The 12,560-nt window shown below is 56.2% G+C and carries 12 protein-coding genes and 1 pseudogene; 8 read left to right on the top strand and 5 right to left on the bottom strand.

Annotated features, from left to right (window positions below; translation table 11 throughout):
- Window positions 1–50: 50 nt before the first annotated feature.
- From ACMYSN_RS02010 to ttrR, 4 genes and pseudogenes are all read left to right on the top strand, one after another.
- Window positions 51–744, top strand: a pseudogene (locus tag ACMYSN_RS02010) (DUF4158 domain-containing protein); the annotation flags it as partial.
- 103 nt (window positions 745–847) lie between these two features.
- Complete coding sequence (locus tag ACMYSN_RS02005; protein WP_462496801.1) at window positions 848–2,920, top strand: lipase family protein; 2,073 nt, start codon at window positions 848–850, stop codon at window positions 2,918–2,920.
- Complete coding sequence (locus tag ACMYSN_RS02000; protein ID WP_462496800.1) at window positions 2,904–3,677, top strand: hypothetical protein; 774 nt, start codon at window positions 2,904–2,906, stop codon at window positions 3,675–3,677. Before ACMYSN_RS02005 ends, ACMYSN_RS02000 begins: the two co-directional genes overlap by 17 nt.
- 142 nt (window positions 3,678–3,819) lie before the next feature.
- Complete coding sequence (ttrR, locus tag ACMYSN_RS01995; protein WP_462496799.1) at window positions 3,820–4,398, top strand: tetrathionate respiration response regulator TtrR; 579 nt, start codon at window positions 3,820–3,822, stop codon at window positions 4,396–4,398.
- On the opposite strand, the gene ACMYSN_RS01990 is transcribed toward ttrR, so the two are convergent.
- Complete coding sequence (locus ACMYSN_RS01990; RefSeq protein WP_462496798.1) at window positions 4,370–5,470, bottom strand: NAD(P)H-dependent flavin oxidoreductase; 1,101 nt, start codon at window positions 5,468–5,470, stop codon at window positions 4,370–4,372. The genes ttrR and ACMYSN_RS01990 overlap by 29 nt on opposite strands.
- A 95-nt stretch (window positions 5,471–5,565) precedes the next feature.
- Between ACMYSN_RS01990 and ACMYSN_RS01985 the strand changes: the two genes are divergently transcribed.
- On the top strand, window positions 5,566–6,408 hold the full coding sequence (locus ACMYSN_RS01985) for a LysR family transcriptional regulator (protein ID WP_462496797.1): 843 nt from the start codon (window positions 5,566–5,568) through the stop codon (window positions 6,406–6,408).
- 6 nt (window positions 6,409–6,414) lie between these two features.
- Here ACMYSN_RS01985 and ACMYSN_RS01980 read toward each other — a convergent pair whose 3' ends face one another.
- The 3 genes from ACMYSN_RS01980 to ACMYSN_RS01970 all read right to left on the bottom strand — a co-directional run bounded on the left by ACMYSN_RS01980 (window position 6,415) and on the right by ACMYSN_RS01970 (window position 8,857).
- Complete coding sequence (locus ACMYSN_RS01980; RefSeq protein ID WP_462496796.1) at window positions 6,415–7,593, bottom strand: YbfB/YjiJ family MFS transporter; 1,179 nt, start codon at window positions 7,591–7,593, stop codon at window positions 6,415–6,417.
- A gap of 91 nt (window positions 7,594–7,684) precedes the next feature.
- Complete coding sequence (locus ACMYSN_RS01975) at window positions 7,685–8,305, bottom strand: LysE family translocator (RefSeq protein ID WP_123754389.1); 621 nt, start codon at window positions 8,303–8,305, stop codon at window positions 7,685–7,687.
- A 105-nt stretch (window positions 8,306–8,410) separates the two neighbouring features.
- Window positions 8,411–8,857, bottom strand: coding sequence for a VOC family protein (locus ACMYSN_RS01970; RefSeq protein WP_462496795.1), 447 nt, complete (start codon window positions 8,855–8,857; stop codon window positions 8,411–8,413).
- A gap of 192 nt (window positions 8,858–9,049) precedes the next feature.
- On the opposite strand from ACMYSN_RS01970, the gene ACMYSN_RS01965 reads away from it, so the two are divergent.
- The 3 genes from ACMYSN_RS01965 to tam all read left to right on the top strand — a co-directional run bounded on the left by ACMYSN_RS01965 (window position 9,050) and on the right by tam (window position 11,636).
- Complete coding sequence (locus ACMYSN_RS01965; protein ID WP_462496794.1) at window positions 9,050–10,240, top strand: MFS transporter; 1,191 nt, start codon at window positions 9,050–9,052, stop codon at window positions 10,238–10,240.
- A 228-nt stretch (window positions 10,241–10,468) separates the two neighbouring features.
- A complete protein-coding gene (locus ACMYSN_RS01960; protein ID WP_123754392.1) occupies window positions 10,469–10,759 on the top strand; it encodes a hypothetical protein in 291 nt (96 codons plus the stop codon).
- Window positions 10,760–10,874: 115 nt separating this feature from the next.
- Entirely contained in the window at window positions 10,875–11,636 is a 762-nt protein-coding gene (gene tam / locus ACMYSN_RS01955) for a trans-aconitate 2-methyltransferase (protein WP_462496793.1), read from the top strand.
- A gap of 215 nt (window positions 11,637–11,851) precedes the next feature.
- Here the strand turns inward: tam and ACMYSN_RS01950 are convergent, their stop codons facing one another.
- Complete coding sequence (locus ACMYSN_RS01950) at window positions 11,852–12,292, bottom strand: GNAT family N-acetyltransferase (protein ID WP_462496792.1); 441 nt, start codon at window positions 12,290–12,292, stop codon at window positions 11,852–11,854.
- Between the last annotated feature and the right edge of the window lie 268 nt (window positions 12,293–12,560).

The following is a 12,560-nucleotide window of genomic DNA, read 5'->3' as shown; positions in this document are numbered from 1 at the left end:
GAGTAAAGATCACTCACCTGTGAAATGGTTGACATAGCGATTACCCATTGATGAATCAGGGAGTTGGGATGTTGTCACCGGAGCAGACTTTTGATGACAGGGACGAGTGGCGTTTGCTTGCTGACGAGCTTTCCCTGTTACCTGGAATGACCGATACAGGGCGCCAGGGATTTGCTATTCAACTAAAATTCCGACAGGTACAAGGCTATTACCCTGAATCATTAAACGATTTCCCTTCAGGTATTGTGCATGCTATCGCTGAGCAGATCGGATGCACTTCGGTATCCCTTGAAAACTACCCTCTTCAGAGACGGCAGGCTCAACGGCACCGCCCGAATATTCGTCGATATCTGGGTGTCAGGCTCCATGATAAAACTGATATAGCAAGGCTCAGCGCCTGGTTAACTGAATTTATCCTCCCGTTAAACCCGCAGGCTGTACACGGCAGCGAACTTGTTAGTGACTGGTGTCAGGAGCAGCAGATTGAACGCCCCGCCGCCGAGCATCTGGATCGGATTATACGATCAACCGTATACCAGTTCGAAACAAAGCAACAAAACACTATATTTACCCGACTCTCACTCGACAGCAAGGTTGCCATCAATCACTTACTGTCAGCCGAAGAGCCGGGCACTGCCAGAATAAACGAAGTCACCTTCAGTGGCCTCAAAGCTGACCCCGGAAGACCCAGTCTGGAGCGTCATCGCCCAGCTAAAATGTCTCGATAGTGTTGCGCTACAGCCGAATAAAATCTTACTTTTGTTTGTCCCTCCGGCAACGGCGATAAAATACCTCCGGTGTATGATGGACCGATATTTAACCAGAGAAACTAAAAGGATTTAAATGCATGACGGATGCGAAGGACAATACAACAGTGACCTGCCTGAGCCACAAAATGAAGTACAAAGAGGTCGCCTGTGGTAAGCAGCGGATGCATTGGCTGGAGCTGCAGTTTATGGATGAGAACAACAACCCGGTTTCCGGCCTGAAGGTGCAGCTGGAATACCATCCGCTTGCCACGGCGGCGGAGCTGGCGCTGTGGGCCAGGGGCGGTCACACGCAGTTTGATCCCACACCGCCACCGAATCCACCCGCCAGCATTACCGACAGTCAGGGACTGGTACGGTTCGATGACCTGTACTGGATAGCGGTAGACGTAAAAACGGACGGGCAGCAGCTGGCCGACATCATGGAACAGCGTCCGCTGGGCATCCGGCGTAATCCGAACAGCCAGCCGGTGAGCGGAAACGCCTTTCGCCGGGAGACGTGGGACAAAAACTGGCGCACGGACGTGCAGGAGAAGGTGGAGACCGCCGGGTACCGGCATCACTATGTGACCATAGGGGAGCTGTGCGACCGACTGCCGGAGATGCCGGGCTGGGATACGCCTGAGCCTCCGGTGTTCCATTTTCCGCCGGGAAAAACGCTGAAAGGGACGGAAATCAGTCGGGATGCTCTGGAGCAGCGCCACGTTATCGAAATTTGCCCGTTCAGGGCGTGGGTGCTGCCCCTGCACGACACGAAGGACTATGACCTGGCGAACGCGCTGAACCTCGGCATCATGGCCGATCTGGTGTATGCCGCCGAAGCGAATAATCCGACCATCGATTATTTTTTCCGGCAGAAGTGTCAGGATCTGTCCTGGCTGCCGCAGCTTGCGGAATACCCGAATTATTTTCACACTCTGGCGGTGGATGTGCCGTTCCGCGACCGCTATTTGCCACCTGTCTACATGAATACCGGGGACGGGGACACGGGAGAAGGTGATACCCGCCTGTTTACGGTGGAGTGTGCCTCGCACGTTCTGGTTGCCTGGTGCGGTACCGACAGTCTGCTGAATGTCCAGACCGATGTGTCCTTTGGACCGAAACGGTGCCCTGCAGAACTGGGCGGGATGGGGAATGTGCACGGCGGTTTTCTGGAAGCCTATCAGCTGGCTAAACGGATGTTTGGGGATAAATTAAGTGGTATCCAAGAATCGTTGGCTAAAGGTGGTAAAAAACTATTTATCTGTGGTCACAGTCTGGGTGGGGCGCTGGCGCTGCTGTATGCCGCCGAGATGAAAGCCAGTCAGCCTGTTCTGTACACCTACGGGATGCCGCGAACGTTCAGCCGTCTTGCTGCGTACCTGCAGAGGGATATCATCCACTACCGCCACGCCAATGATAATGACACGGTGACACAGATACCGCCGGAGGTGGATCTGGACAGCGAGCTTTACGAGAAACTGGGGTGGCTGGGTGACAAACTGGGCTTTGACTGGGTGACCACGTCAGCAATCGGTCTTTTACCGCGAACCTTCGGGGGAAATGCGGGCGTGGATATGGGCATTACACAGGAAAGAGACACCTACTGGCATCATGGTAAGACAGTTTTATTTTTGCGTGCGGAACAGAGCGTCATGAAGTCCGGTGAACGAAACGCGCTGTGGATAGGGGGCGGAACGGTAAGCTATACGGAGAAGGCGGCGGTTAAACTGTATCTTGTTCCTGCCCTGAATGAAGAATGCCTGACATCCACCGGAGAGCATCAGGCGGCATTCATACAATGCCTGGCGCCGGGCGAGCTGGCGAAGCAGTTCCCTAAGGGGGAAAATACGGCATCAGCCGGCTGGTTCAGTAAGCCATCAAACCACTCGATGGCGCATCGCTACCTGCCCTATATTCATAATCAGGTGCTGGAGCTTGCCGATCCGGCGCGGGATATGGACCGGAAAGCCATGCGTGCCCTGTTCCGGGAGGGCGTTGAACAAAAGGCAAACTTCAGTAACCCGGATGAGGTTGAACGCAACCGCAAGTTTTTGGCCCTTCAGGACATGCTGCCGGTGGCGCTGAGGCTGACACAGGCAGAGGACTCCGGGAAAAATGCCCTGCTCCGCTTTGCGGCGGTAACGGAGGAAGAAGTTGAACTTTCTCAGTAAAACCGCTGTTGTCGTGTCGGTTGCAACGGTGCTTTCCGGGTGTGATAACCGGCCTGACAAGACACTTTCCCCTCCGGCGGATGCAAAGTGGGTGGACGTCACTTTCCGGGTCCCTGAGGGGATAACACTGCAGCCAGCCGAGCTGCTGTACCGTTCGGCGCAGTGCAAATCTGTCCGCTACAACTCGAGCAATGAACCGCATGATATACCGGGCTACAACGATATTGAGCGGCCATTCGGTGTGTCTGATGGTGATAATATCCGCCGTCTGCGGGTCGCCGTGGACGGTGGCGGTTCGTGCCAGTGGCAACTGAACTCACTTAAGGTGAGCTTCAGAATTGCGGACAATATTGCACTGGTAAAGGGAAAAGAGGTTATCGATACCAGTTATATTTTCGATTTTGGGAACTATGGTCTCAGTGACGGCTACGGGACCGGGCGGGCTAAAGCGTTCAGTGGGAAGTATCTGGAACTGAAAACAGATTTATTCCCTGTGGTGTTTATAAATCATATGTTCAAAAAAACAACGCTGAAATTTTTTGGAGGGGATACTAATTACGATAAATGGGGCAGACGTTATCGCTTATCTGATACCGATGGTATTTATCTGCATCCATTAGTGCATATCAATAAGCCAGTCATACTTGAAAGTCCTAATCCGCCACCGGGAAATATCAATGCACTCTATCCTGATGGCAATCGTGAATATGTACCTGATATTTACCCGGATTATGACAAGTTACTGTCAATGAAATAGGTGATATATGTACCGAATAAAAAGGATCTTCTTGAGATCCTTTTTTATACCTTCGGTTTCTGAACTCGCTCATTTTTTTAAATGTCGCATTTTGCAGATTCGCTCCCACTGGGCCTACCGGGACAGATAACGAGAACAGACAATGATCCATTTGGTCGATGACGATGATGCCGTCACCCGCTCATGCTGCTTTTTGCTAGAAAGCATGGGCTACACCGTACAGTGCTGGAATCACAGCGAGCAGTTTTTACAGGAAGCGCCGCTGACCACCACCGGTATTGCGCTGCTGGACATGCGGATGCCGGTAATGGACGGCCACAGCTTGTTTCAGGCGATGCGCGAGGCCGACAGCACGCTGGCGGTTATTTTCCTCACCGGACACGGCGACGTGCCGATGGCGGTTAAAGAGATCCAGCTCGGGGCGGTGGATTTTCTCGAAAAGCCCGTGGCTACGCCTGCGCTGCAGGCGGCCATCAGCAAAGGCTACGAGCACTCTGCACGGCTGACGGCCATGCAGACGCTGAAGCGACGCTTCGACACACTGACCGCCAAAGAGCAAGAGGTCGCCCGCTGTGTGGTTGCCGGTCTGATGAACAAAGATATCGCCACGCACATGCATATCGCCGTGCGCACGGTCGAGGTGCATCGCTCCAGAGTGATGGAGAAAATGGCGGCCAGAAATATGGCGGAGTTTATCGGACAGATGCGCCAGCTCGGGTAATGCGACTAGTTTTTGCTGCCGAAAAACCGCACTCCGCAATTAACGTGTGCATCAGTTCCGCGGCCGACAGCGCGCGGATCATCCCGACGTTCTCCCCAGCCCAGTGGGCGCCAAAGCCCTGCTCGCCCGTCGCTTTTGCCGCGCTGGCCAGCGCTTTACCCGCATCGTAAGCCACTGGATACGCGGGGACGTCTGACGCGGCATGCTGGCGTCCGAGCTCGCAAAATGCGTTATCAATGCAGCGGGCGGGACGACCGGAAATCGCGCTGGTCAGCACCGTTGACGGCGCGGGCTGGCGAGTCAGCGCCTGACGATATCCAGCATCCGCCGAGGATTCCGGACAGAGCAGGAATGCGGTGCCCAACTGAGCGCCTTGCGCACCTAGCTGCATCATGTGATGAATACCGGCGCCATCCATTATTCCGCCAGCGGCCACCACCGGCAGCGATACGGTGCGGTTAATGGCCTGAACCAGCGTATCCGTTGGCAGCTGGCGATCGTCGGCCAATGGGTCGAAGATCCCGCGATGCCCCCCCGCCTCATAGCCCTGAGCAATCACGATATCAATCCCCTGGGCGGCAATCTGCTGCGCCTCCGCGACGCTGGTGGCGCTGGCCATGGTCACCACGCCTTTCTCCTGCAGACGGCGAACCAGGGTCTTGTCCGCCACGCCGAAGTGAAAACTGACCACTGCAGGTGCGAGATCGAGCAGCAGTTCGGCCATCCGTTGATGCCCGAGAAAGCTGTCATAGATTTCTGTCAGCGTTTCCGGCGGCTCGCAGCCAAAACGGGCAAAATACGGCCGGAGCGCCGCAATCCACCGGGCATCCAGTTGTGGGTCCCGCTGCGCCGGCGCATGAGAAAACAGATTGACGTTAAAGGGTTGCGAGGTCTGCTGGCGGGTGGCGTTGATCAGCGCTTCCGCCTGCTCCACCGTCGAAGCACCTAATCCCAGCGAGCCCAGGCCACCGGCGTTACTGACCGCGGCGGCCAGCGCCGGGGTTGAGACACCGGCCATCGGCGCCTGGATAATGGGGTATGCAGTATCAATAAGCTGGCTGAGGCGATTCATGCCGGGAATCCTGTCTGAAGATGTGATAGCGGATACTTAACTTCTCTTTTTGAGATGTTAAGATCAATATCATTTCCATTTTAAGAATCAAAAATATGAACCACGCCACGTTGCAGATATTTAAAATGGTGGCCCAGGAGCAAAGTATTACCCTGGCGGCGAAAAAGTTAGGCCGTGCGCAATCGAACATCACCACCCGGATCCAACAGCTGGAAGAGGAGCTCGGGGTCGAGCTGTTCGTGCGGGGGAATAAAAAAATGGTGCTCTCCGCTGCCGGCAACTGCTTCCTCGATTACGCCCGGCGGATCCTGAGCCTGGCGGACGAGGCGAAACAGGCACTGCACCCGGCGACACCGGCGGGAAGCCTGCGGTTGGGCTCGATGGAAGCGGCGGCAATCAGTCGGCTGATGCCGCGGCTCCCGGCGTTCCGGGCGGCGTGCCCGGAGGTTGAACTGACGCTGCAGGTCATGCCGACCCAGCCGTTAATCGAGCAAGTGCTGAACGCCACCCTCGACTGCGCGCTGGTCTGTTTACCGCTGACGGCCGAAGATGAGCCCGCGTGTCCGGCAGAGATCGAATTTGCGGAGCTCTATGTCGAACAATTGATGCTGGTCACCACGGAAAAGCCAGGTAACATCCGGCTGGCGGCCTTCCCGCGCGGCTGCAGCTACCGGGCGATCGCCGAAGCCCATTTTGCCGCAGACGGGAAGGTCGATATTCAGGATGTCGGCTCGTATCAGGCGATGATCGCCTGCGTAGCCTCCGGCGGCTATGCCGGGATCCTGCCGCAAAGCGTTATCGAACGGATGACGTTGCCGCAGGGCAGCCAACTGCAAGCCATACGGCCGGCGCGCACCCAGTTGATCTGGCGGCGGGGCTACGGCTCCCCTGCGCTGACTGAATTACGCCGCGTCATGACCCCTGCCACTGCTGGTTGACGCACATTAACCGCGACGAGGCGATGGCGGTAATACGACCAGGCCCGCCGCCAGAAACAGCGCCGCGGCCGCCGCAACCAGCGACAAGCTAAAGGAACCACTCAGTCGATGGAGCGTACCGGCCACCAGAGGCCCGACAATCTGCCCGACCCCATACAACGCCGTCATGGCGGCGATCATATTGAAGCTGACCAGGTGGCTCAGGCGTCTGGCCTGCGGCAGCGCGATGGTCACCGTCCCCATAAAGGTAAAGCCAACCAGCAGCGCGCTCAGCAAACACAACCCTAACGACGGCTGCCAGGCTGGCAGAATGACGCCCGTTGCCTGAACCAGCAGATTACCGGTCAATGCCCGACGATAACCGAACTTCACCACCAGTTTGTGCCAGATAAAGCATGACGGCACCGCCGCAAGGCCAAACAGCGCCCATATCTGCACCGGATCCACCCCGCCCAGCGAGCCTGACAAAAACAACGGCAGATAGGTCGCGGTAATGATGTAGCCAAATCCCGCAAGACCGTACACCAGCAGTAATGTCCAGGCCCCGGCGGTTTGCCCTTGCCCTGCTGTTAATACGCTTTCCGCCTGCACTGACGTGTGCGGCGTTTCGGAGGCTGGCGTTAATAGCAGACGCACGACCAGCAGCAACAGGATCGTTGCGCTGACCGCGCAAATAAGCCATATCTGCGGGCTGGAGAGCGCCCACGCTTTAGCAAGGGCGATAATTTCGGCGGATAAGAAAATCCCCATCCCGACGCCGGAATAGAGCACCGGCGCGCCGTGGTGCTGCTTCATATGCTGGAGCAGCCACAGCGAGGCGGCAATCAACGTCACCGCGCTGAGTATCCCGGCGATACCACGGACCACGATAATTGCCAGCGGTGTGGTGACCCAGGCCAGCAGCGCCAGACACACCAGGGTGAGCCCGACCGAGACCAGGCTTAGCCGCGTGCTGTCAGCCGGCCGGGCTTTTGAGAGCAGCAGCGCCCCCAGAAGATAGCCCGCGTAGTTGACCGATGCCGCCAGGTTTCCCTGGCTGAGCGAGACGATCTGCTCACTGAGCATGACCGGAAGAATACCGGTATAGGCAAAACGCCCGAATCCCATCCCGATAATCAGCACCGCTGAAGCGGCCAGCGCTAGCAGAAAAGCCTGAGGTTCCGCCCGAGGTTTACGCACATTCATACCCTGTCTCTGTGATGTGAAAACCCAACTGTAGCGGAGCCCCACAAAAACACTTCGTTGCAGGGCGAAATATGGCGGCAAGGTAACCCGATCAGCGGCTGCTTAATGCCAGACGGGCGGCAAAGAGCATAAACACCCCGCCGGTGACGCGATCCATCCAGCGAACAACGGGTGGTTTTTTTAACACACCGGAAGCGTAGCGCGTCGCCAGAATCAGGGTTAATGACCACAACGTGCCTATCAGCACATGGATCGCGACCAGCAGGAAAGTCCAGATCACTGGCGAATGGCCGCTCGGTATAAACTGCGGCAAAAAGGAGACGTAGAAGACCCCCATTTTGGGGTTCAGCACATTGCCGAGCATCCCTTTGACAAACCAGTTGCTGGTTGTCGCCGACGTGCCGGGCTGAGTATCAAAGCTCTGGCGCGGGCGAAGCAAAAGCTGGATCCCTAACCAACACAGGTAGGCCGCACCGCACCACTTCAGCAGGTTATAGGCCATCTCAGAGGCGGCGAGGAGCGCCCCCAGTCCAAACGCGACAATCGCGCCCCAGATAAAACAACCGGTATCAATACCCAGTGCGGCCTGAAACGCTTTCTTACCGCCTTCAACGCTGGAGGTGCGAAGAATCAGCGCGGTATCAAGGCCAGGGGTAAGGGTCAACAGCAAGGCGGCTAAGGAATAAGCCAGAAGGGCATCGGCGACGGACATCTACTCTATTCTCCGAAAGCGATGATTCTATGGAAAACGGCCTGCGTCAGCAACTCTTGACATTGTCTTTTACTCGTTAACTGTCGGTGGTAAACCGGAGAGCATTCATGATACCGCCCCGCGCAGCCAGGGCGTGATCGTCAGGCCGGTCAGCAGCCCTTCCGGGCTGAGCAGCCGCGTAACCGTCTGTCCCCATGGCTCTACCCGATTGGCTATCAGCAGTTGATAACCTTTAGCGAGTAGCTGATCGGTGGCGAGCGCAATGTCGCGCACTTCGAACTCAATCCACGCCTGGGGTACCGCGACTTCGGCGGGCCACTGTTCCTGACCAAAGCAGGACGTCGCCGCCTGGGCCAGCGGCCAGAGGGCAAAATGTTTCACCCCAGGCAGCGCATCCTTATCAGTCAGCAGGTAGTCGGGATTGCCGGGCATCGGCTTCAGGGGAAGCCCCAGCGCCGAGCAATAAAACGAGTGGCTGTCAGCGGTGTTCTGCGTAATGGGGCCAAACCCCGCCACAAACAGCACTTCGCTATGTGCTAAATCTTCAGTCATATTCCCTCCTGGATAATGAGCAAGCCGATGAGGCAGAGAGAAAATATATACAGTGAAAACCCGGACTTGCACAGATTCGTCTTGTCGCAATGCGAATTTTGGTGGGTTCGGCTGAAAACGCATCCTTTACTCGTCCCGGCGGGTGGGACTGCGCTATGCTGAGCGCCCGTTTGTTTTCACTGCCATGGCGTTATGACCTCTTCAGTCAGTAATACTCAGCTTAATCTGCGCATCATTTCGATCGTCGTCTTCACCTGCATCTGCTATCTGTCGATCGGACTTCCCCTCGCCGTGCTGCCCGGCTATATCCACTATCAACTGGGCTACAGCACGCTTATTGCCGGGGTGGTCATCAGCCTGCAGTACATTTCAACCCTGTTCAGTCGTCCGCACGCCGGGCGCTATACGGATATCTGGGGCCCCAAAAAAGTGGTCAGCTTCGGGATCGTCTGCTGCCTGCTGAGCGGGCTGTTTACGCTGATTGCCGTAGGGTTGCAGTCGACGCCTCTGCTGGCGATTGGCGCATTGCTGATTGGCCGCGTGTTTCTCGGCGTCGGCGAAAGCTTTACCGCCACCGGAGCAACGCTGTGGGGAATTAAAACCGTTGGGGCTATCCATACCGCGCGCGTTATCTCGTGGAACGGCGTGGCAACCTATGTCGCGATGGCGGTAGGTGCGCCGCTGGGCGTACTGCTGAACAGCTATTTTGGCATCAGCGGCTTTGCGGTGGTTGTGGTAGCGGTAGCGTTTGTTGGCCTGCTCTTTGCCCGTACACGCCAGGATGTCAGCGTGACGGCGGGCGTGCGTGCGCCGTTCCATGTGGTGGTCCGTAAAATCTGGCCCTACGGCCTGGGCCTGGCGCTGGGCACGGTCGGATTCGGGGTTATCGCGACCTTTATTACGCTCTACTTTTCTGCCCATCAGTGGCAAGGTGCGGCCTTTACGCTGTCGCTATTCAGCGTCGGGTTTATCTGCATTCGGCTGGTCGCCGGCAATATGATCACCCGTTATGGCGGCGTGCGCGTCTCGCTGGTCTGTTTTGCCGTGGAGTGTGTTGGGCTGGTGATCATCTGGCTGGCCCCTTCCGCATGGATTGCCGGCTTCGGCGCCCTGTTGACCGGCTCCGGCTTTTCGCTGGTGTTTCCGGCGCTGGGGGTTGAAGCGGTACGCCAGGTTGAAGAGCAAAACCAGGGCACCGCGCTGGGCACCTATTCGGCCTTTCTCGATTTGGCGCTGGGGCTGACCGGGCCGCTGGCCGGATGGGTAGCCGGGTATTACGCGCTGGATACCATTTATCTTCTGGCCGCAGCGGTCGTGGTGCTGGCATTTATTCTGATTTTTCGCGTTTACCGACAACAACGTGCCAGTTTAGACCCTGCATAAAGTACGTGATTTGGTCACCGCCGAGGCACTGTACAGGCAAAAAAATAATCACTCATTGACGGGGATTCTGCATCCGTGCCAACATCCCTGTCACATCTGGTAACAGATGTACTGGCGTAACGGGTGAAATAACAGAGATCGCAGGACAACGATCCAGGCCCGCTACGTAGCCCAATCCGAATCACTGGCCTGTACAGTGAGTCCCTGAGTCTGGCGGGAAATACGCAAATGCATCAAAGTTTTAATCAGCGTGTTCATTTCTACTACTGCATTCTGGTCGCGCTGAAAATACATGGAAAATCAAAAAAATCAGGTGGCGTCAGGGGGAAGAATAACTTTCTGCTGAAGTGGTTACGTAAAGCCCAGGACAACAACATTTTCCACCCGGATATCACCAGCGAAATCGAGTGGCTGCGCGGAAAAATCATTCAGGCCGGTTATGACACTGACCTGGAGCCGATGCTGGATTTTGTCTACGCCACGGCAAAACGGGCCGAAACCCTTAAAGACAGCGAATAATCCCCGTCAAAGCCGGGCTCTCCGGCTTCTCTCGCCGTCAGCGGGATGATGTGTTTTACCTTCGAGCATTACCCACTATGCTGATGAACGAGCTTAATTGTATCCGGAGATATGCATGGCAGACTGGAATCCCTCGTTATATCTGAAGTTTGGTGCCGAACGTACTCGCCCTGCGGCAGAATTAGTGGCCCGCATTGCAGACCAGCCGGTGACGTTTGCCGTTGATTTAGGCTGTGGACCGGGGAACAGCACCGCCTTGCTGCATCATGCCTGGCCAGAAGCCACCATTGTAGGGGTCGATAACTCACCGGCGATGCTGGAAGAAGCGGCGCAGGCCCTGCCGTCCTGCCGCTTTGTCACCGCCGATATTCGCGAGTATCAACCTGAACGTCCGGCCGACCTTATCTATGCCAACGCGTCACTGCAGTGGTTGACTGACCATGAAACGCTGTTCCCGCAGTTGGTCAGCCAGCTTGCACCGCATGGCCTGCTGGCGGTGCAGATGCCGGATAACTGGCAGGAACCGTCCCATACGCTGATGCGTCAGACGGCACAGGAGCTGGGGTTTGCAGAGAGCGGACGCCATCCGCTGCCGTCGGCTCAGGCCTACTACGATATTCTGACCCGCAGCGGCTGCGAGGTTGATATATGGCGCACCACCTATTATCACCCTCTGGCATCTCACCAGGCGATAATCGACTGGCTGCAATCGACCGGATTACGCCCGTATCTGCAAGCGCTGGATGCCGAACAACGAGAAGCCTTTCTCCAGCGTTATCTGACGTTGCTGCAACAGCACTATCCGTTACAGTGTAACGCCAGGGTGCTGCTGTTATTCCCGCGCCTGTTTATCGTGGCCCGCAAGCACAGCGTCTGACAAAAGAACGTAACAACGGCGCCGGGATGGCGCCGAATGGCAGGTTTACCAGGAAAGATGATGCACCAGTGAGAGATCCCACGCGGTGGCCAGCAGTGACAGAAACACAATCAGGTTAATGGCGGTCTCAATACGTTTTTCCATTTTTCCTTCTCCTGAGTCGTTTTCAGCGGTCAGACAGGCTGAGTGAAACCACATCCTACTGCTTATAAACGTTACAGCGTCACGCGATAACGTACGTAATCATCGGCGGGAGTAAACTCGTCATACAACCGGCGGGCGGGATTATCGCTGCGGGTATGCCAGTACAGGCGCGACCAGCCCTGAGCTTTGCCCTCGGCGTGCAGGGCCTGCAGGAGCTGCCTGGCGATGCCCCGGCCGCGCATCTGCGGTTCAACAAACAGATCTTCCAGATAGCATATCGGGGTTTTCACCCATGTGCCCTCATGCAAAACGCAGATCGCAAAACCCACCACGCGATCGTCCACTACCGCGACACGACCCACCACCGGCGAGGCGTCATCGAGCAGACGTTGCCAGGTAAATTCGGTCACTTCCGCAGGTTGCGGACTGCCGTAAAAACCGGTGTAACCTTCCCACAGCAGCAACCACTGTGATTTATCATGTTGATGAATATCACGAATCTCTACAGCCATGGGCTATCCTCTTTGGCGTTTCATCCATCAGGCGATGTCTGCACGAACGTGCGCGATGTAAGCCCACCCGGAATGTACGATAAGCCATTATTTTCCGGTCAGAAAATTAGTTCAAGCACCGAGGGCACGATTTGCCGCTATTCGGCTTTATCTGGACGTTGCCAGGCAGCCCTGCTAAGCGAACATTTTTCGATATCTCAGACCTGCTCGGGCCAGGTATTCATAAAATAAATAAGTATGTTGTAACTACTATCAGATGATAAAAAAC

This window comes from Klebsiella sp. R445, from assembly GCF_051131755.1.
GTDB lineage: Bacteria > Pseudomonadota > Gammaproteobacteria > Enterobacterales > Enterobacteriaceae > Klebsiella > Klebsiella lignicola.
This window is presented reverse-complemented; position numbering and strand designations above follow the sequence as displayed.